13 protein-coding genes are annotated in these 20,922 nt (G+C 69.1%); 5 read left to right on the top strand and 8 right to left on the bottom strand.

The window, feature by feature from the left end:
• Positions 1 to 31 precede the first annotated feature (31 nt).
• From RCP38_RS05135 to RCP38_RS05120, 4 genes are all read left to right on the top strand, one after another.
• Positions 32 to 922, top strand: a complete 891-nt coding sequence (locus RCP38_RS05135; protein ID WP_308475973.1) for a mycobacterial-type methylenetetrahydrofolate reductase — start codon at positions 32 to 34, stop codon at positions 920 to 922.
• Between the two features lie 237 nt (positions 923 to 1,159).
• Positions 1,160 to 5,203 (top strand): cation-translocating P-type ATPase, encoded by a 4,044-nt coding sequence (locus RCP38_RS05130; RefSeq protein WP_308475972.1) that lies wholly within the window; start codon positions 1,160 to 1,162, stop codon positions 5,201 to 5,203.
• Entirely contained in the window at positions 5,203 to 6,081 is an 879-nt protein-coding gene (locus RCP38_RS05125) for a crotonase/enoyl-CoA hydratase family protein (protein WP_308475970.1), read from the top strand. Before RCP38_RS05130 ends, RCP38_RS05125 begins: the two co-directional genes overlap by 1 nt.
• 92 nt (positions 6,082 to 6,173) lie before the next feature.
• Positions 6,174 to 10,217: a cation-translocating P-type ATPase gene (locus tag RCP38_RS05120; RefSeq protein WP_308475968.1), complete on the top strand. Its 4,044-nt coding sequence runs from the start codon at positions 6,174 to 6,176 to the stop codon at positions 10,215 to 10,217.
• On the opposite strand, the gene RCP38_RS05115 is transcribed toward RCP38_RS05120, so the two are convergent.
• From RCP38_RS05115 to prpD, 5 genes are all read right to left on the bottom strand, one after another.
• Entirely contained in the window at positions 10,143 to 11,882 is a 1,740-nt protein-coding gene (locus RCP38_RS05115; RefSeq protein WP_308475967.1) for a DUF3556 domain-containing protein, read from the bottom strand. The two genes, RCP38_RS05120 and RCP38_RS05115, sit on opposite strands and share 75 nt — an antisense overlap.
• Positions 11,883 to 11,967: 85 nt before the next feature.
• On the bottom strand, positions 11,968 to 13,128 hold the full coding sequence (locus RCP38_RS05110) for an acyl-CoA dehydrogenase family protein (protein ID WP_308475966.1): 1,161 nt from the start codon (positions 13,126 to 13,128) through the stop codon (positions 11,968 to 11,970).
• A gap of 24 nt (positions 13,129 to 13,152) precedes the next feature.
• Positions 13,153 to 14,295: a bifunctional 2-methylcitrate synthase/citrate synthase gene (locus tag RCP38_RS05105; RefSeq protein ID WP_308475965.1), complete on the bottom strand. Its 1,143-nt coding sequence runs from the start codon at positions 14,293 to 14,295 to the stop codon at positions 13,153 to 13,155.
• Positions 14,292 to 15,206, bottom strand: a complete 915-nt coding sequence (gene prpB / locus RCP38_RS05100) for a methylisocitrate lyase (protein ID WP_308475964.1) — start codon at positions 15,204 to 15,206, stop codon at positions 14,292 to 14,294. The genes RCP38_RS05105 and prpB overlap by 4 nt, the downstream gene beginning before the upstream one ends.
• The gene (prpD, locus tag RCP38_RS05095; RefSeq protein ID WP_308475962.1) at positions 15,203 to 16,708 is read right to left on the bottom strand and encodes a 2-methylcitrate dehydratase PrpD; all 1,506 of its coding nucleotides are present in this window, start codon (positions 16,706 to 16,708) and stop codon (positions 15,203 to 15,205) included. The genes prpB and prpD overlap by 4 nt, the downstream gene beginning before the upstream one ends.
• Before the next feature lie 120 nt (positions 16,709 to 16,828).
• On the opposite strand from prpD, the gene RCP38_RS05090 reads away from it, so the two are divergent.
• A complete protein-coding gene (locus tag RCP38_RS05090; protein ID WP_308475961.1) occupies positions 16,829 to 18,274 on the top strand; it encodes a short-chain fatty acyl-CoA regulator family protein in 1,446 nt (481 codons plus the stop codon).
• Here the strand turns inward: RCP38_RS05090 and RCP38_RS05085 are convergent.
• Genes RCP38_RS05085 through RCP38_RS05075 form a run of 3 tightly spaced genes read right to left on the bottom strand, consistent with a single transcriptional unit; the run spans position 18,238 to position 20,894 of the window.
• Positions 18,238 to 18,756 (bottom strand): DoxX family protein, encoded by a 519-nt coding sequence (locus RCP38_RS05085; RefSeq protein WP_308475959.1) that lies wholly within the window; start codon positions 18,754 to 18,756, stop codon positions 18,238 to 18,240. The two genes, RCP38_RS05090 and RCP38_RS05085, sit on opposite strands and share 37 nt — an antisense overlap.
• 9 nt (positions 18,757 to 18,765) lie before the next feature.
• Positions 18,766 to 20,004 (bottom strand): WS/DGAT/MGAT family O-acyltransferase, encoded by a 1,239-nt coding sequence (locus RCP38_RS05080; protein WP_308475958.1) that lies wholly within the window; start codon positions 20,002 to 20,004, stop codon positions 18,766 to 18,768.
• On the bottom strand, positions 20,004 to 20,894 hold the full coding sequence (locus RCP38_RS05075; protein WP_308475956.1) for an alpha/beta fold hydrolase: 891 nt from the start codon (positions 20,892 to 20,894) through the stop codon (positions 20,004 to 20,006). Before RCP38_RS05075 ends, RCP38_RS05080 begins: the two co-directional genes overlap by 1 nt.
• Positions 20,895 to 20,922: the final 28 nt, after the last annotated feature.

Here is a 20,922-nt window from a genome sequence, read left to right as displayed (position 1 = left end):
GTTCGGCGCGCCAACGAATCGGAGGTTTCTGGTGGCCCTGAACACCATCGCACTGGAACTGGTACCGCCCAACACCGATCGCGGAGCCCAGTACGCCCGCGACGAGGCACACAAAGTCCTGCAACTGTCAGCCCAAGCGGGTATCGCGGGCCGGATCGGTCACGTCATGATCCCCGGGTTGATCCCCGAAGACGACGACCGGCCGGTTGCGATGCAACCCAAACTCGATGTCCCGGATTTCTGGTCGATCATCGGACCCGAACTGCCCGGTGTCCGCGGATTGTGCACGCAGGTAACCGCATTCCTCGATGAGACCGCGCTGCGGACGCGACTCGAGGGGCTCCGTCAGGCGGGGTTCGACGGGATCATCTTCGTCGGTGTCCCCCGCACGCTGAACGACGGTGAGGGCGGTGGCGTCACCCCCACCGACGCGCTGTCGAAGTTCGACGGCCTGGTCGACGACCGGGGTGTCATCCTGATCCCGACCCGGGACGGCGAGCAGCAACGCTTCGCCTTCAAATGTGACCGGGGCGCCACCTTCGGGATGACGCAGTTGCTCTATTCGGATGCGATCGTCGGTTTCCTGCGCGATTTCGCCCAGGTCAGTGAGCACCGTCCCGAGGTGCTGTTGTCGTTCGGCTTCGTGCCCAAGATGGAGGACAGGGTCGGACTGATCGATTGGCTGATCCAGGATCCGGGCAACGAGGCCGTCGCCGCCGAGCAGGACTTCGTCCGGATGTTGGCGGCCGGCGAACCCGGTGTCAAACGCCGGAAGCTGCTCGACCTGTACAAGCGGGTGATCGACGGTGTGGGTGAGTTGGGCTACCCGTTGAGCCTGCACTTCGAAGCGCCCTACGGTGTGTCGCAACCGGCGTTCGACACCTTCGCCGAGATGCTCGCCTATTGGTCACCGGAGGCGTGAACGGCGGGTAGCCCGTAATTCACCGGCATTTCAAGGCGATTCCGGTCGGCGTTCAGCCCGCCGCCGCTTAGCCGCTCTAGCTTCGCCGGTGAAGGGGAGTAGTTCCATACCGCCGGCCGGCGGTTGTGAATGGTCGTCAATACGGCGGGTCCGCCCGCCCGGTCATTCAGCGGAGCCAGCACATTTCCGTGAGCGAGACCTTCGGACGATGAACCATGTCGGCCGAAGGCTCCGCGGATGATCGCAGCGGATTCGGTCGCCGAGCCAAGGAGACCGATGGCCCCCTCGATTCCCCTCCTGATCGACGACGCCGAACCGGCAGTGGAGGAATCGCACACCGCGATCGCCGCTGCCGAACGCCTCGCGATCGACGACACTCCCCCTGCGGCACCCGCACCCGGCGACGGTTTCATCGCGGTCAGCAAGGCGGCCATGGCGGGAATCTCCGCCGTCGGGCTGGGCTTCGCACTGGCCGGGCGCGTCCTGCGAGTGCCGCGGCTACCGGCCAGTGTCCAGGGCGCCGTGGTGGCCCTGGAGCACCAACCGCGACTGCGCCGCCTGCTCGAGGAACGTATCGGCAAGCGCGCCACCGACACCGCGCTGGGATTGGCCTCCACCGCCGCCAACGCGCTGGCCGCGGCACCGTCGATTCTCGCGGTGGACCTGGCGATCAACACCCTGCTGGCCGCCGAGGCCCGCGCCGACTCGCGGGCCTGGTCGCGCCGCGAACCCGAACTGGCCCGCCCCGTCGCCCGAACGGGCGCCGACTCGGACGCCCGCCCGCTCGCCGCGCCGGACGGCGAGGTCGAACTACACCTGCAGCGCAGCAGCTGGGTTCAGGCGATCGGCGCCGTCGTGGCCGGGGTGGCGGGCCGGGACCCGAACCTGGCCGGCAACGCCGCGTTGGCCACCGTGCCGAAGGCCGCCCGGTCCACCCTGGAATCCTTCGCCGCGACGCTGGGCCGCGGGTTGGCCGACCGGGACGAGGCGTTGCAGATCGACCCGGCGGGCCTGCGCCGGCTGGATCGGATCGATGTGGTGATCCTGGATCCGCGGGTGCTGCGCACCGACTCGCTGCGCCTGGTGCGGCTGCGCGGCGGTGACGAGAAGGACCTGGCCGCCTGGGAGCGTGCCCACGCGATGCTGGCCGACGCCGACCTGCGGCCGGGCTGGCATCCGGTCCCCGGGACGCGCCACGGCCGGGGACGTTCCGGCACCGAGGCGCTGTTCGCGCCGGCACCGCACCCGCTGGCGGCGGCGACGCTCGCCGAGACCCAGCGCGCCGACGTGCAGACCGTCACCGTCGAAGACACCACGGGCCTGGGAGAACTGCGCCCCGCCTTCGACGAAATCTTCTCGGCGACAGGCGATTCGATCGACGACATCCTGCTGGAGAAGGTGCACGGCTATCAGCGGGACGGCCACTGCGTGGCGGTGATCAGCGCGCTGGCCGCCCGGGCGCTGTCGGCGGCCGATCTGGGGGTGGGCATCCTGCCCGACCGTGACGATCAGCCGCAACCGTGGGGTGCGGACCTGATCATGGATGATCTCGCCGGGGTGTGGCGGATTCTGCATGCGCTGCCGGCGGCCAAGGAAGCCAGTCGGCGCGGTGTGGATCTGTCCATCGGCGGATCGGCGTTGGGGTCACTGCTGCTGATTCCGACCGTGCGGGGCAGCGGTCCCGAACCGGTGGTGGTGAGCGCGGCGGCGGGCCTGGCGTCCGGGTACGTCTCGGCACGTTCGGTGCTCAATGCTCCGCTGCCGCGCCCGGTGCCGGTCGATGAGTGGCACGCCATGTCCGTCGAGCAGGTCCGGGCCGCACTGGCCCGCTCGGCCGACGACGCCGGCGCCCCACACCCCGCCGACGCGGGGCAGCGCCACGTGGTCCGGCAGTTCCTCGATGCGGTGCGCGACGAACTCTCCGATCCGCTGACCCCGGTGCTCGGGCTCGGTGCCACGGCCACCGCCATCCTGGGCTCGCCGATCGACGCGCTCCTGGTGGGCTCGGTGCTGGTCAGCAACGCGTTCCTATCCGCCGGCCAGCAACTCAGCGCCGAGCTGCGCCTGAATCGCCTACTCGCCGGCCAGATTCCGCCGGCCTGGAAGGTCACGATCCGGCCCGACGGCACCCGGGAGCGCGTCCAGGTGCTCCCCGAGCAGTTGCGGCGTGGCGACCTGATCGAAGTGGGTCCCGACGATGTGGTGCCGGCCGACGCCCGCATCGTGGAACTGGAGAAGCTCGAGGTCGATGAGTCGTCGTTGACCGGTGAGTCGTTGCCCGTGGCCAAGCAGGTCGACGCCACCCCGGGCGCCGACGTGGCCGAGCGTCGCTGCATGCTCTTCGCCGGCACCACGGTGGCCGCCGGCACCGGTCTGGCATTGGTGACCGCGGTGGGCCCCGACACCGAGGTGCGGCGCGCGGCCGATCTGGTCACCAGCCGGCACACCGACATCGGCCTGGGCCATCAGCTCGGTGCGATCACCACCAAGACGTGGCCGTTGAGCATGGTGGCCGGCGGGCTGGTCAGTGCCCTCGGGGTGCTGCATCGCACCCCGCTGCAGCAGGCGGTGGGGCAGGGGGTCTCGGTGGCCGTCGCCGCGGTGCCCGAGGGCATGCCGGTGGTGGCGACGCTGGCCCAGCACGCCTCCGCGCACCGTCTCACCAAATCCGGTGTGCTGGTGCGGGTGCCGCGTGCGGTGGAGGCACTGGGCCGGGTCGACGTGGTGTGTTTCGACAAGACCGGCACGCTCAGTGAGAACCGGCTGCAGGTCACCGAAGTGCGCACGGCGGGAGGTCACTCCCGTGACGAGGTGCTGCGCTGCGCGGTGCGTGCGACGCCGCCGGCGAAGGACCACGGGCACGTCGATGCCACCGATGCCGCGATCATGGCGGCCGCCGAGTCGGTGGTCGACGTCGTTGCGTCCGAACCGGCCGACGCCCATCTGCCGTTCCGTTCCGGGCGTCCGTTCGCGGCGTCGGTATGCGGGGCCGAACTGACCGTCAAGGGCGCCCCCGAGGTGCTGCTCGCGGCCTGCGGCGATGTTCCCGGTGACCTCTACGACGTGGTGGAGCAATTGGCCGACGACGGGCTGCGGGTGCTGGCGGTGGCCCGCCGTGACCTCGACGAGGACCACCTCCGCTTGCTGGCGGCCGACCCCGACGACCCGGACGCCCAACTGGCCGCGATGACCAAACTCTGCGGCGACGGGCTGAGCCTGCTCGGGTTCGTCGGCATCGCCGACACCCCACGCACCGGATCGGCCGGCCTGCTCGCCGAACTACACCGCCGCGACGTCCCGGTCCGAATGATCACCGGCGACCACCCCACCACCGGCCGCGCCATCGCCCGCAAACTCGGCCTACCCGTCACCACCGAACAGGTCATCACCGGCAGCGAATGGGAATCCCTGTCCGGCAAGGACCAAGAACGCGCAGTAGCCGAGAAGGTCGTCTTCGCCCGCATGTCACCGGCGAACAAAGTCCAGGTGGTGCAAGCCCTCGAACGCAGCGGCAAAGTCTCGGCGATGGTCGGCGACGGCGCCAACGACGCCGCCGCCATCCGCGCCGCCACCGTCGGCATCGGCATCGTCGCCCAAGGCAGCGACGCCGCCCACACCGCCGCCGACGTCGTGCTCCTCGACGGCCGCATCGAAATGCTGCTCGACGCCCTCAACGAAGGCAGCCAACTGTGGCAACGAGTCCAGGCCGCAGTGGCGGTACTACTGGGCGGCAACGCCAGCGGCGCACTGTTCGCACTCCTGGGGACCGCGCTGACCGGCCGGGCACCGCTCAACACCCGCCAGCTGCAGCTGGTGAACGTGGTGACCGACGCGTTCCCCGCGACCGCACTGGCGATCAGCAAACCGCGGCGCCCGATGCCGTTCTCCGGTCGCGGACCCGACGAGAAAGCGTTGATGCGGGCGGTGGCGCTACGCGGGACGACGACGGCCGGCGCCACCATCGCAGCCTGGTATCTGGCCCGGCTCACCGGGTTTCCCCGCCGTGCCGCCACGGTTGCTCTGGTCGCGTTGGTGACGACTCAGCTGTCCCAGACGCTGCTGGAGTCGCGCTCACCATTGGTGGCGGTCACGGCCGGTGGATCGTTTGCGGCGATGACGCTGTTGATCAGCACCCCGGGGATCAGCCAGTTCATGGGTTGCACCCCGCTCGGTCCGATCGGCTGGTCGCAGGCACTCGGGTCGGCGGCGGTCGCCACCACCGCATCGGCCATCGCGCCCCGCTTCTTCGGGGGCCGTGCCGAGGAAACTAATCTCGGCTGATGGACTTCAACACGATCCGCCACGAGGTCACCGACGGCATCCTCACGGTGTACCTCGACCGCCCGGACAACCTCAACGCGTTCACCGTCGAGATGGCCGAGGAGCTGGAGCGCACCTTCACCGAGGTCAACGACGACGATTCGATCCGGGCGGTGATCGTCACCGGGTCGGGCCGCGCGTTCTGCGCGGGCATGGACCTGTCCGGCTCCGGCAACGTCTTCGGCCTCGACGAGTCCAAGTCGCCGTCGCTGGCCGACATGGCCGACCTCGACGATCCCGAACTGGTCCGGGTGCGCGACACCGGCGGGCGGTTGACCCTGGCGATCTACGCCTGCCGCAAGCCGGTGATCGCCGCGGTGAACGGTGCCGCGGTCGGGATCGGCGCCACCATGATGCTGGCGATGGATGCCCGGTTGTTCTCGACCAAGGCGCGGTTCGGTCTGGTGTTCGGGAAGCTGGGTATCACCCCGGAGGCCTGTTCGACGTGGTTCCTGCCGCGGATCGTCGGGGTGCCCACCGCGCTGGATCTGCTCTACCGCGCCGAGATCCTCGACGCCGACGCGGCACGCGGGTGTGGCATCGCGGCGTCCGTCCACGAACCCGACGCCCTGTTGGCCGACGCACGCGCCCTGGCCGACGCCTGGACCAAGGGCCGCTCCCCGGTCTCGTTCGCCCTGATCCGGCAGATGCTCTACCGCAACTCGGCACAGCCCGATCCGGTCGAGGCGCACCGCATCGACTCGCTGGCGATGTTCTACACCAGCATCGGAGACGGTGCCGACGGTGTGCGCGCCTTCCTCGAGAAGCGCTCCCCCGACTTCACCTCGCGGGCTTCGCAGATGCCGCCGTTCTACGACGACTGGGTCCGCCCGCAGTAACCATTCACCGGCATTTCAAGTCGAATCTCGCCGACGTTCAACCCGTCGACGGACTCGCCGGGCAGATTTCGGTCACCGAGCAAAGGAGACCGATGCCCCCCGCGATGCCTGTTCTTGCCGACGACCTGTTCCCGGCGACCGACGAGCTCTACGAGGCAGACGAAGACCCCGATAGTCCACCGCCCCTCGGCGACCACGATGTCGTCACCGAGGGGCGACCAATTCGCTCCACCCATGAGCCGGGCGACGGCCTGCTCGCGGTCAGCAGCGCGGCCATGGCGGGCATCACCGCCGTCGGCATGGGTATCGCACTGGCCGGCCGCGTCCTGCGGATTCCCCGGTTGCCGGCCGGTATCCAAGGCGCGGTGGTCGCCTTGGATCACCAGCCGAAGGTGCGCCGCCTACTCGAGGAACGCATCGGCAAACGTGCCACCGACACCGCACTGGGATTGGCGAGCACCGCCGCCAACGCGCTCGCCGCGGCGCCCTCCATGGTGGCGATCGACCTGGCGATCAACACCTTCAAGGCCGCCGAGACACGTGCCGAAACTCGGGCACGGTCGCGACGCGAACCGCAGCTGGCCCGCCTGACCGGCCGGCCGCACGCGCTGCCCGCTCCCCGAACCGAACCGCGGCCGGCCGGCCCGGTCGAACAGCATCTGCTGCGCGGCAGTTGGATTCAGGCGATCGGCGCGGCGGTGACCGGTGTCGTCAGCCGTGATGTGAATCTGGCCGGAACCGCCGCACTGGTCGCGGTGCCGAAAGCCGTCCGGTCCACCCGGGAATCCTTCGCCGCGACCCTGGTCCGTGGGCTCGCCGACAACGACGAGGCCCTGCAGCTCCATCCCGACAGTGTGCGGCAACTCGACCGGGTCGACGTAGTGATCCTGGATCCGCGGGTGCTGCGCACCGATTCGCTGCGCCTGGTGCGCCTTAGCGGGGGCGGCGAGAAGGACCTGGCCGCCTGGGAGCGTGCCCAGGCAATGCTGGCCGACGCCGACCTGCGGCCGGGCTGGCATCCGGTCCCCGGCCGGGGACGTTCCGGCACCGAGGCGCTGTTCGCGCCGGCGCCGCACCCGCTGGCGGCGGCGACACTCGCCGAGACCCAGCGCGCCGACGTGCAGACCGTCACCGTCGAAGACACCGCCGGCCTGGGAGAGCTGCGCCCGGCGTTCGACGAGATCGTTGCCGCCGGCCGCGGTTCCGTCGACGGCGCCCTGTTCGACGCGGTGCGCCGCTACCAGCGCGACGGCCACACCGTCGCGGTGGTCTCCTCGACGGCCACCCAGGCGCTGTCGGCGGCCGATCTCGGGATCGGTATGTTGCCCGCCTCCCACGACCAGGCGCAACCGTGGGGTGCGGACCTGATCGTGGACGATCTCGCCGGGGTATGGCGGGTGCTGCATGCGGTGCCCGCGGCGAAGGCCGCCGCCAAACGTGGTGTCGAATTGTCCATCGGCGCAACGGCGATGGGATCGCTGATGCTGATTCCGACTGTTTCCGGCCGGGGACCCGAAGCCGTGGTCGTGGGCGCGGCCAGCGGACTGTGGTCCGGATACTCGCTGGCACGTTCGGTGCTCAATGCTCCGCTGCCGCGCCCGGTGCCGGTCGATGAGTGGCACGCCATGTCCGTCGAGCAGGTCCGGGCCGCACTGGCCCGCTCGGCCGACGACGCCGATGCCACACACCCCGCCGACGCCGGGCAGCGCCACCTGATCTTCCAGTTCGTCGATGCCGTGCGCGACGAACTGTCCGACCCGTTGACCGCGGTACTGGGTCTGGGCGCCACGGCCACCGCGATCCTGGGCTCGCCGATCGATGCGGCCATGGTCTGTTCGGTGCTGGTCAGCAACGCCGTGTTGGCCGCCGGCCAGCGGTTGAGCACCGAGCTTCGACTCAACCGGCTACTCGCCGAACAGATTCCGCCCGCCTGGAAGGTCACCATCCGACCCGACGGCACCCGGGAGCGGGTCCAGGTGTGCCCCGAACAGTTGCGGCGCGGTGACCTCATCGAGGTGCGGGCCGACGACGTGGTGCCGGCAGATGCCCGGCTGATAGAGCAGGAGAAGCTCGAGGTCGACGAGGCATCCCTGACCGGGGAGTCGCTGCCGGTGACCAAGCAGGTCGACGCCACCCCGGGCGCCGAAGTGGCCGAGCGTCGCTGCATGCTCTTCGCCGGCACCACGGTGGCCGCCGGCACCGGCCTGGCATTGGTGACCGCGGTGGGCCCGGACACCCAGGTACGCCGCGCCGCCGATCTGGTCACCAGCCGGCACACCGACATCGGGCTGGGCCACCAGCTCGGTGCGATCACCACCCGTATCTGGCCACTGAGCATGGTGGCCGGCGGACTGGTCGGCGCCCTCGGGATGTTGCGCGGCACCGCGCTACACCCGGCCGCCGCCGACGGGGTGTCCGTCGCCGTCGCCGCGGTGCCCGAGGGCATGCCGGTGGTGGCGACACTGTCGCAGCAGGCATCGGCGAGTCGGCTCACCGAATCCGGTGTGCTGGTGCGGGTGCCGCGTGCGGTGGAGGCACTGGGCCGGGTCGACGTGGTGTGTTTCGACAAGACCGGCACCCTCAGCGAGAACCGGCTGCAGGTCACCGAAGTGCGCACGGCGGGACGTCACTCCCGTGCCGAACTGCTGCGCTGCGCCGCACAGGCGACACCGCCGGCGAAGGACCACGGCCATCCCGACGCCACCGATGCCGCAATCGCGGCGGCCGCCGGCTCGGTGCCCGATGCCGTCGACATCCATCTGCCGTTCCGTTCCGGGCGTCCGTTCGCGGCGTCGGTATGCGGGGCCGAACTGACCGTCAAGGGCGCCCCCGAGGTGCTGCTCGCGGCCTGCGGCGATGTTCCCGGTGACCTCTACGACGTGGTGGAGCAATTGGCCGACGACGGGCTGCGGGTGCTGGCGGTGGCCCGCCGTGACCTCGACGAGGACCACCTCCGCTTGCTGGCGGCCGACCCCGACGACCCGGACGCCCAACTGGCCGCGATGACCAAACTCTGCGGCGACGGGCTGAGCCTGCTCGGGTTCGTCGGCATCGCCGACACCCCACGCACCGGATCGGCCGGCCTGCTCGCCGAACTACACCGCCGCGACGTCCCGGTCCGAATGATCACCGGCGACCACCCCACCACCGGCCGCGCCATCGCCCGCAAACTCGGCCTACCCGTCACCACCGAACAGGTCATCACCGGCAGCGAATGGGAATCCCTGTCCGGCAAGGACCAAGAACGCGCAGTAGCCGAGAAGGTCGTCTTCGCCCGCATGTCACCGGCGAACAAAGTCCAGGTGGTGCAAGCCCTCGAACGCAGCGGCAAAGTCTCGGCGATGGTCGGCGACGGCGCCAACGACGCCGCCGCCATCCGCGCCGCCACCGTCGGCATCGGCATCGTCGCCCAAGGCAGCGACGCCGCCCACACCGCCGCCGACGTCGTGCTCCTCGACGGCCGCATCGAAATGCTGCTCGACGCCCTCAACGAAGGCAGCCAACTGTGGCAACGAGTCCAGGCCGCAGTGGCGGTACTACTGGGCGGCAACGCCAGCGGCGCACTGTTCGCACTCCTGGGGACCGCGCTGACCGGCCGGGCACCGCTCAACACCCGCCAGCTGCAGCTGGTGAACGTCGTGATCGACGCGTTCCCCGCGACCGCACTGGCGATCAGCAAACCACGGCGCCCGATCCCGTTCTCCGGTCGCGGACCCGACGAGAAAGCGCTGATGCGGGCGGTGGCCCTGCGCGCCGGCACCACCACCAGTGCCACGGTCGCGGCGTGGTTCATGGCCCGGCTCACCGGGTTTCCCCGCCGCGCCGCCACCGTCGCTCTGGTCGCGTTCGTCACCACCCAGCTGTCCCAGACGCTGTTGGAGTCGCGCTCACCGTTGGTGGCGGCCACCGCGGGCTGTTCCTTTGCGGCGCTGGCGGTCCTGATCAGCACACCGGGAGTCAGCCAGTTCCTCGGCTGCACCCCGCTCGGCCCGATCGGCTGGTCGCAGGCACTCGGATCGGCGGCGGTCGCCACCACCGCATCGGCCATCGCGCCGCGTTTCCTATCGCGGCTCCACTCGCGACTCGACGTAGACCGGCAGCTCGTCGTCCCAGGGCTGGCGAGTGACCATGTCTGACACCTTGACGTAGCCGCGTTCGAACTCGCCGGTGGCGGCATCCACCAGCCGGTAGTTCTGGGTCTGCCGGTGGATGGGCTGGGCGTCGAGGATGACGATGCGCACCTCCCCCGGTTCGAATCCGCAGCGCTGCTGCAGCGCGGAGATCAACTGCTCGTTGGTCATGTGGCCGTCACCGAAGTTCCAGCCGATGGCCGTCGAGCAGATCCGTTCTCCGTCGGTCAGCGTGTAGTCGTCCTCGTTTCCGTCGGCCATCACCCGGTGCGCCAGCGTGAACAGTGCGCGGCCGTGACTGTTGAAGGAGCGGAACGCGTATCCCATGTACATCGGGATCTGCGCGGCTTCCTTGCTGCCGTAGAACTTCTCCAGCTGGGCGGCGGGCATGCTGGCGATCGCGACGATCCCGCGGGCGATCTTCTCCTCGGCCGAGGGCTTGAGGCACCACAGTGTGGTGTCCCAGTTGCCGGCGTAGTAGCGCATCCCGGGCAGGAACGAGATCTTTTGCGGGAAAAGGTTTCCCAGAGCGACGGTTCCGGCCACCACGACGAACAGCAGGATCGGCAGGGGCGTGCTCAGGCCGGCCAGGCCGACGTCGGCGTGGCCGACGAACAGCGCCAATGCCGCGAACATCATGAACACATTCCATTCCAGCGGAACACCCATCGGGATGGCCGACAGGATGCCGAAGTGGAAGCACAGCATGACGACCGCGGCGATCGCGGTGGGCCAGCCGCCGTGGCTGAAGAACAGCACCAGTGGGGCCACGCCCTCGACCACGGTGCTCAGGTGAGCGAGCCACCGCGACGGTCGGCCGGGCCGCAGGTCGTCGGGGAAGTTCTCGAAGAACTTGCGTTTGATGAACCGCGGCCGCAGCACCGGGTTGTTGCTCATCATCGTGGAGATCACGAACGGGAAGTGCTTGTTGAGTTTGGAGACCGCCGCACCCAGCCAGATCACCAGGCAGACCAGTTTGGCGCCCAGGATCAGGTCCACCCCGTGCCCGGCGAACAGGAAGGCGACCGTGAGCGAGCCGTACACCTCGCCGCGGGCGGCCAGGAAGATGACCTTGTCGCGCAGGCCCAGTACTGCGAGCACCCCCAGCACCGCGGCGATCTGCCAAGTCGGGAGCACGCCGACCGTCGTCCCCAGCGCCGGATCGGGTCCGGTGCCGTCGGAGAACAGCGCGATCACCAGCAGCACCAGCAGCGCGCCGTAGAGCAGAGCGTCGATGGGGGTGCGCCGGTCGCCGGAGGTCAGCGGGATCCGTCCCGGCCAGGGTGGCAGCCGGATGGTGCCGGGCCGCAGCCAGTACAGGATCGACCCCATCGGCGGGAAGAACCGGTTGTTCAGCGGGCCGAAGCCACAGCCGAGGCCCACCACCTCGTAGAGCATGGTGAACAGCACGACCTTCTCGAACACGATCGGCTCGGCGTACCAGTGCGTGACGTCGGTGAAGCCGTCGATGCCGCGGGTACTCAGGCAGATCAGCCAGGCGCCCAGGATGTAGAGGGCGACCTTGACGACGTAGAACAGGTGCAGCAGCACCGGGGTGCCGAAGCCGACCTCGGCCCAGTGCCGGGCCATCGGGATGATCTTCTCCGCGCGGGTGCCCTTACTCCACTCCTCGAAGTCGATCTCGGGGGTGTCCTGTTTGAGAAATCCCATGCCCGCCAGACTAGAACGTGTTCTAGATCGACGGGCCGGAACCGGGCCCCGACACGGCGTCGCTGCGGGTCGCAGCGTCAGGCACTCACAGCGATCGGCTGATGATCTCCTTCATGATCTCGCTGGTGCCGCCGTAGATCCGGTTCACCCGCGAACCGGTGTACATGTTGGCGATCGGGTACTCGGCCATGTAGCCGTAGCCACCGAAGATCTGCAGGCACTTGTCGATGACCTGATCGGATTTCTCGGCGGCGAACAGTTTGGCCATCGAGGCGGTCATCGGGTCGTTGTTACCGTCGACGTACTGGCTGATCGCGTAGTCGACCAGGGTTTTGATCGCCAGCGTCTCGGTCTTGCATTCGGCCAGCACGAATTTGGTGTGCTGGAAGTTGCCGATCGGCCGGCCGAACGCCTCACGTTCCCTGGAGTAGCGGATGGCTTCGAGTACGGCGGCTTCGGCCAGCGCCGAACAGACGGTCGCGATGATCAGCCGCTCCCGGGCGAGCTGCTCCATCAACTGGTAGAAGCCCAGCCCCTCCTTCTCGCCGAGCAGGTTGGCCACCGGGACCCGCATGTCGGTGAAGAACAGTTCGCGGGTGTCCTGGCCGTGCTGGCCGATCTTCTGCAGCACCCGGCCGCGTTCGAACCCGGCCAGCCCCTCGGTCTCGGCGACGATCAGCGACACCCCGGCGGCGCCCTGGGAAGGATCGGTCTTGGCCACGATCACCACCAGGTCGCAGTGGGTGCCGTTGGAGATGAACGTCTTCGAACCGTTGATGACGTAGTGGTCGCCGTCGCGGACCGCGGTGGTGCGCACCGACTGCAGATCCGATCCGGTGCCCGGTTCGGTCATCGCGATGGCCAGCACCGCCTCACCGCTGATGGCCTTGGGCAGCCACCGTCGGCGCTGCTCGTCGTTGCCGTAGGCGTACAGGTAATGCGTGACGATCGGTGAGTGCACCGAGAATCCGAACCCCTGGTCGTGGGCGTAGACGAGTTCTTCCTGGACCACCGCATGCATGGCGTAGTCGCCGCCGGCACCGCCGTACTCCTCGGGCAGATCCAGGCCGAGCAGCCCGGCGTCGCCGGCCTTGTTCCAGAACTCGCGGTCCACCCCGTGTTGGGCGACCCAGCGTTCCTGGTTCGGAGTGGCCTCCTTGCGCAGGAATTCCGCGGCGTGCTTACGCAGTTCACGGTGCTGGTCGGTCTCCCAGGACGGGCGGTAATCGGGGAACAGTTGCGACATGGCGGGATACTATCCCCGATCGGTTCAGCCCGCCTTGAGCGGGCGCTGCGGGCTTCCCGAGTAGGCGCTCAACGGGCGGATCAGCGCGTTGGACGCGGTCTGCTCGATGATGTGCGCGGTCCACCCGGTGATGCGGCTCATCACGAACAGCGGGGTGAACATCGGGATGTCGAAACCCATCAGGTAGTAGGCGGGTCCGGTCGGGAAGTCCAGGTTGGGTTTGATCCCGGTCGCGGCGAACATCTCGGTCTCCAGGATCCGGTAGATGTCCAGCCATCGCCCGCCGTCGTGCGCCGCCGCGACGCGCTCGAGCGCCGCCTTCATCGTCGGCACCCGGGAGTCGCCGTTCTTGTAGACGCGGTGACCGAAGCCCATCACCTTGTCCTTGTGGGACAGCTTGCCGTGCAACCACTCCGCGGCCTTGTCCGGCTCGCCGATCTCGATCATGTCGTGCATGACGGCCTCGTTGGCGCCGCCGTGCAGTGATCCCTTGAGTGCGCCGATGGCAGCGGTGACCGCACTGTAGATGTCCGACCGGGTGGAGGTGACGACGCGGGCGGCGAAGGTGGATGCGTTGAAGCTGTGCTCGGCGTAGAGGATCATCGACTGCTCGAACGCGGAGACGATCACCGGGTCGGGCACCTCACCGAAGCACATCCGCAGGAAGTTCTCGGAGTAGCCGAGCTGACTGTGCGGGGCGATCGGTGCCAGTCCGCGGCGGCGGCGCAGGTCGGCGGCGACGATCGTCGGCAGCACCGCGAACATCCGCAGCGCCTTGGCGAAATTCGCCGACTCGGCCGGGTCGTCCTCTTGCGCGTCCTCGGCGCCGAGGTAGCTGATCGCGGTACGTACTACGTCCATCGGATGGCAGTTGTCCGGGAGCTTTTCCACCAGCGACAGCATCGACCGGTCCACCCGGCGGGCGGCCCCCTCACGCTGGCAGAACAGCTCCAGTTCGGCCGGGGTGGGTAGCTCGCCGTGCCATAACAGGTAGGCGACCTGCTCGAAGCTGCAGTGCGCGGCCAGATCCTGTACCGGGTAGCCGCGGTAGGTCAGCGAGTTGGTCTCGGGCACCACTTTGGAGATCGCGGTGGTGTCGACGACGACACCGGCGAGGCCCTTACGGATCTCCGGGGCTGCGGCGGCTTCTGAGGAGGCGATGGTCATTGGGACGCTCCTAACGTGAAGTTGAAGATGTCGTCATCGAATCGGTTGTATTCGGCGTAGCGCAGCAGTTCGTAGAGCCGGCTGCGGTGCTGCATCCGGTCCAGCAGTCCGGATTGCGTTCCGACGGTGTCGATCTCCCGCAAGCCCACCTCGACGGCGTGCATCGCCAGCCGGAGTGTGGTGACGGGATAGATCACCGCGTTGTAGCCCAGTTCGGATAGTTGCGCGGCGGTCAGCAACTGCGATTTGCCGAACTCGGTCATGTTGGCCAACAGCGGGGCATCCACCGCGGCGCGGAATTTCTCGAAATCGGCGGGCCCGGAAAGGGCTTCGGTGAAGATCAGGTCCGCCCCGGCGTCGACGTAGGCCTTGGCGCGGTCGATCGCGGCCGGCAGGCCCTCGATGCCGGCGGCGTCGGTGCGGGCGCAGACGATGAAGTTCGGGTCGCGTCGCGCGGCGATCGCCGCCCGCAGTCGCTTGACCATTTCGCTCGTCGGCACCACGGCCTTGCCGTCGAGGTGTCCGCACCGTTTGGGGTTGACCTGGTCTTCGAGGTGACAGCCGGCCAGCCCGGCGTCTTCGAGCACCGTGACGGTGCGGGCCGCGCTCATCGGTTCACCGAATCCGGTGTCGGCGTCGATGAAGGTCGGCAGGTCGGTGGCGGCGGCGATCTGCGCGCCGCGCCCGGCCACCTCGGTCAGGGTGGTCAGCCCGATGTCGGGCAGCCCCAGGTCGGCGGAGAGCACCGCGCCGGAGACGTAGACGCCGTCGAAGCCGATCTCGGCGATCAGCTTGGCGACCAGCGGCGAGAAGGCGCCCGGGATCCGTTGCAGTTGACCGGATTGCAGACCGAACCGGAACGCCGTCCGTTTCTCCGCGGGCGACACGGTGGCCCCGATCAGCCCACTCACCGGAAGATCCCGTCCGGGGTCGCCGGGGCGGTCGCCAGCAGTGCCGGGTCGACGACGATGTTCAATGCGCCCAGCGTGCCCCCGCTCAGGCCCGCCAATCCCTCGGCGACACCCAGGAAGCGTTCCTGCTCTGCGGGACTCACCACGTCCTCGGCGAGTTCGGTGAACTTACCGATGTACTGCTTGCGTTCGAACGGCCGGGCTCCCAGTGGGTGCGCGTCGGCGATCGCGAGCTCGTCGGTGATGACTTCGCCGCTGGCCAGGGTCACCTCGGCACGTGCGCCGAAGGCCTTCTCGGCCGGGTCGGTCGAGTGGTAGCGCCGGGTCCACTCCGGGTCTTCGACGGTGGAGATCTTGTGCCACAGCGCGATGGTCTCGGGGCGGTGTGCCCGCTCCGGGGAGTAGGACCGCACATGGTGCCAGCTGCCGTCCTCCAGGGCGACCGCGAAGATGTACATCACCGAGTGATCCAGGGTCTCCCGCGACGCGTCCGGATCGAACTTCTGCGGGTCGCCGGAACCGGTGCCGATCACGTAGTGGGTGTGGTGGCTGGTGTGCAGTCGGATCGTGGCCACCTGGCTCAGGTCACCGATGCGGTCCCGCAGTCGGCGGGCCAGGTCGATCAGGGCCTGACTCTGGTATTCGGCGGAGTACTCCTTGGTGTAGGTGTCCAGGATGGCGCGCTTGGCCTCGCCGGGACCGGGCAGCGGTACCCGATAGGTGTGGTCTTTGCCGGACAGCATCCAGGCGATCACCCCGTCCTCGCCCTCCCAGATCGGGGCCGGGGCGCCTTCGCCGCGCATCGCCCGGTCGACGGCCTCGATGCCCACCTTCCCGGCCCACGCGGGGGCGTAGGCCTTCCAACTGGAGATCAGGCCCTTACGGGACTGCCGGGTGGCGGTGGTCAGGTGCAGCGCCTGTCCTACCGCGGAGTAGATCACTTCGGGGTCCAGTTTGAGCATGGTGCCGATACCGGCGGCCACCGACGGCCCGAGATGGGCGACGTGGTCGATCTTGTGCTCGTGCAGGCAGATTCCCTTGACGAGGTCGACCTGGATCTCGTAAGCGGTGGCCAGGCCACGGATCAGGTCGGCGCCGCTGACCCCGAGTTGCTGGGCGACGGCGACCAGCGGCGGGATGTTGTCCCCGGGATGGGAGTATTCGGCGGCCAGGAAGGTGTCGTGGAAGTCCAGCTCACGCACTGCGGTGCCGTTGGCCCAGGCCGCCCACTCCGCCGAGTAGCTGCCCTCGACGCCGAAGACCGCCGCACCCGGCGCCGAGGGGTGCGCCTGCGCCTGCCGGCGGGCCACCGTAACCGGGCGGCGCAGCACCGAGGCCGCGCTGACGGCGGCGTTGTCGATGATCCGGTTGATCACCATGGCCGCGGTGTCGTCGGGGACGGCGACCGGGTCGGCTGCCACCTGAGCGATCTTCCAGGCGAGGTGTTCCTCCCGGGGGAACTCTTCGGCGCTGCGTCGGGTCTTCACGTCGTGTAGCTGCATATTCCACACCCTACGCACGCTCATGCAGCACCGACATGCATGGGAAATGCGTATTCCCGCGTCCTGAGTCCACCCCTTTTGCAAACATTGCGAATGCCCGGCCGGGTTACGCTGCCTGCCATGGCTCCCTCGACCACCCGGACCTTCGCCGGTGCGCGGCTGCGACGTCTGCGGGAGGAACGCGGCCTGACCCAGGTGGCGCTGGCCCGCGCACTGAACCTGTCGACCAGCTACGTCAACCAACTCGAGAACGATCAGCGGCCGATCACCGTCCCGGTGCTGCTGGCGCTCACCGACCGGTTCAGCCTGCCCGCGCAGTACTTCTCCGCGGACGCCGATGCCCGGCTGGTCGCCGACCTGCGGGACATGTTCACCGCCACGGCCGGCGAACACGCCGCCAGCGACGGCCAGATCGAAGAACTCGTCGCACGCATGCCCGATATCGGCAACAGCCTGCTCACCATGCATCGCCAACTGCGCGCCGCCACCGAGGAATTGGAGTCCTACCGGTCGCGGGTCTCCGGCGACACCGCCCAGGCCGCGGCACGCCCGATGCCCTTCGAGGAGGTCCGAGACTTCTTCTACGACCGCAACAACTACATCGGTGAACTCGACAACGCCGCCGAGCAGTTGTTCATCGATTCGGGGATGCGGTTCGGCGGCTTGGATATTCAGCTTTCGGCGCTGATGGCCGACAGCTTGGGTGTCACCGTGGCCATCGTCGATGATCTGCCGACCGGAATCAAACGCGTCTTCGACCCCGAGACACGGGTATTACGCATCGCGCGCCGGCTGTTGGCGGGTCAGCGGGCCTTCCAGATCGCCACGCAGTTGGCGCTGTTGACCCAGCAGGAGTTGATGTCGGACATCGTGGCCCGGGACCAGTCGTTGAGCCCGGAATCCCGCGGGGTGGCCAAGATCGGCCTGGCCAACTATTTTGCGGGTGCATTCCTGTTGCCGTACCGGCAGTTCCAGCGATCGGCGACCGATCTGCGCTACGACATCGATTTGTTGGGGCGTCGCTTCGAGGTGGGGCTGGAGATGGTGTGCCATCGGTTGTCCACGCTGCAGCAGCCGGGCCGACGCGGGGTGCCGTTCATCTTCGTGCGCACCGACAAGGCCGGCAACATTTCGAAACGGCAGTCGGCCACCGCGTTTCACTTCAGCCGGGTCGGCGGCAGTTGCCCACTGTGGGTGGTGCACGACGCGTTCAGCCAGCCGGGCCGGATCGTCACCCAGGTGGCGCAGATGCCCGACGGGCGCAAGTACTTCTGGATCGCCACCACCACCCCACCCGAGGGCCGCGGCTATCTGGGACAGCACAAGACCTTCGCCATCGGACTGGGGTGCGATCTGGCGCACGCCGACAAGCTGGTGTATTCGACCGGGGTCGCGCTGAACGACGACGCGACCGTGGTGCCGATCGGTGCGGGCTGCAAGATCTGCGATCGGCAGGCCTGCCCGCAGCGGGCCTTCCCCTATCTGGGCCGGCGGGTCGTGGTGGACGAGAACGCCGGCAGCGGGCTGCCCTACTCGCCGGTCGCCTCGGACTTGACCGGCCGATAGAACAGGGCCAGCTGGCCGATAGCGCCGGCCAGGCCGAGACCGAGCGAGATCGCCAGGCCCGGCCAACCGTTCTGCCAGCAGTGGCAGAAGATCTGGTGGTCGGCGCTGAGGTGACCCGGCCCGATCATCGCGATCGCGACGGCGCCGGTGGCCAGGATCAGGTTGTACTCCCAGCCCTCACCGACGATGAAGAATCCGTTCGCCCGGTGCACCGTCCAGGCCGCGACCGTCATCAACGCCACAAAGCCCGCGGCGGCGATCGGGGTGAACAAGCCCACGGCGATACCCAGGCCGGCGGCGATCTCGGCGACGGCGGCCGTCACCGCCTGGAACTTGCCGTACTTCATGCCGATGCTCTCGAACCACCTGGCGGTGCCCGGGATCCGGCCCCCTCCGAAGAACTTGTTGAATCCGTGGGCCGCCATGGTCAGACCCAGGACCAGGCGCAGGAGCAGCAACGCGACGTCAGTAGCAGTGGCCATTGGCCCAAACTACAACGCGGCGTCCAACAGTCGTAGATAACCCTCGATATCGGCGATCGCCGATTCGGCCGCATGCACACTGACCACGACGCCGTCCCCGATACCGTGCACCCCGTGAGTCAGGCCCATCGCCGGGGACAGCGCGGGGAATCCCGCGGTGAGCGATACCGGCGCGGCACCGAACCGCAGATCGGCGGCGCCGCGGTGCACGCTGGAGACCACGGTGTTGCCGGCGACCCGTGCCGGTCGGGCGTCGACGTCGAAATTGTGGACACCCCAGCGCAGCAGCGCCGCGGGCGTCGCGGCGAAAGCCCGGTCGGCTGCGGCCGACGCGGGATGGCGGCCGCGCAGCCGGCCGACCGTCAGATCCGCGGCGATCCGTGCGCAGCGGGCATCGTGCGGCAGTGACGGGTACAGGCCCACCGGGACGTTGCCGAAATGGTTGTGTGCGCGCCGGGTGCCGGCTTTGGCCATCGGCACTTCGGCACCGAGCTGCTCGCAGGGTTCGCCGAGGTAGTCCGAGAGTGCCGCCGACACCGCCGCGAGCACCGCGACCGTCACGGTCGGCCCGCGCAGGTCGTCGCGGCGGCGCACCAGGGTGCGCACGGTCCGGGAACCGCCGGGCCGGTTGTTGGTGGCCAACGGTGGGCGGTCCCCGACCGGCGGCGGCAGCAGTCCGGCCCGGGTGGCGTCGACACGGTCTCGGTGGGCGCGCGCGGCCACCGCCGCACGCCACGGCAGCACGTCACGGCCGGGTGCACGCAGCGGGGCGACGGTGGCCGCCCGGCCGAACAACCGGGCCGCCAGCGCCGACGCCCGTCCCCCGTCGGCGAGCGCGTGGGCCACCTGCAGCACGGCCACGCTGCCGGCGCCGGGGTGACCGGGAATGCCGTGCACGGGGGCGAACACGTGCAGCCGCCACGGCGCCACGGCGGCGTCGAGTTGGTCGTCGGACAGCGCCACGATCGCATCCAGGCACCCGGTCCAGCTGTCGTCGGCCACCCGGTGCCGCATCGCGGCGACGCCGCCGGTCATCGGTACCCACCGCGGATAGCGAAGCGCGCAAGCGTCGGCCACCCGGATCGTCAGGTCCGGCACCGCCCGGGCCCGCTCGAGCACCTCGGCGATAGCGCCGTCGAGGTCGGCCGGTACCCCGGCGAACGCGTACAGCAGGAACTGGTCGCTGGGGATCTTGGCCGACATCCAGTAGAACTGCGCGTCGATCGCGGTCATCGGCCGACCGCGCATCAGGCCAGGAATCGCAGGATCCGCTCGGAGACCTCGTCGGGCTGCTCGAGTTGCAGGAAGTGGCCGGCGTTGTCGACGACCGCCACCGCGCTGTCCGCAGGCAGTGCCGGCGGAACCCAGCGGGTGAAAGCGGCCGTCATGCAGCCGTCGGTGCGTCCGTGCAGATACAGGCTCGGGATCGTCGGGAGCTGCAGCCAGTAGGGGTGCAGGCCGGCGTAGCGCGCCGGGGCACGCAGGCTGCGCAGCGCCCGATAGGGGCCGAGTGCCGCACGCCAGCCGTCCGGTGTCCCGATGGCCGCGTCGACGTGCCGCAGGTCGTCCTCGGCGGCGTATCCCGGTGACCACCGACGCCACAACAGGGGCAGCACCCAGGAGGCGGAGCGGTCCGGCAGCCAGGGCAGTTGGAAATAGCTGATGTACCAGCTGCGCACCAACTGGGCCGGCAGGTATCGGGCCACGGCCAACCGGCCGACGCCCCGGACCCCGCGCAGTGCGGCCGGCGGGGGCACCGACATGATCACCGCCTTGGTGAACGGGCTGTCCGGCATGGCAGCCAGTCCTGTGGCCGTCATCGCCCCCCAGTCGTGGCCGATCACCACGTCGCGGCCCGTCCTACCGACGGCGTCGAGAACCCGCAGCGCGTCGTCCATCAGCGCCCCGAGGTGATAGCTGCCGTCGGTCGGTATCGCCGACGGTGCGTAGCCCCGCAGGAACGGCGCCACCACATGCCAACCGGCCGCGACCAGTGCGGGCGCCACCCGTCGCCATCCGTAGGCGGTGTCGGGAAAACCGTGCAGGCACAACGCCACCGGATTACCCGGTGTTCCCCAGCTCAAGGCTTTGAGCTCGACCTCGGGCGCCGTCACGTCGATCCACCGCGGTTCACTCATCGCATACCCCTCAGACCGCACCGGCGGG

Source organism: Mycolicibacter sp. MU0083, assembly GCF_963378075.1.
Taxonomy (GTDB): domain Bacteria; phylum Actinomycetota; class Actinomycetes; order Mycobacteriales; family Mycobacteriaceae; genus Mycobacterium; species Mycobacterium kokjensenii.
Note: the sequence above shows the minus strand (reverse complement) of the source record. Positions and strands in the feature narration are given on the sequence as shown.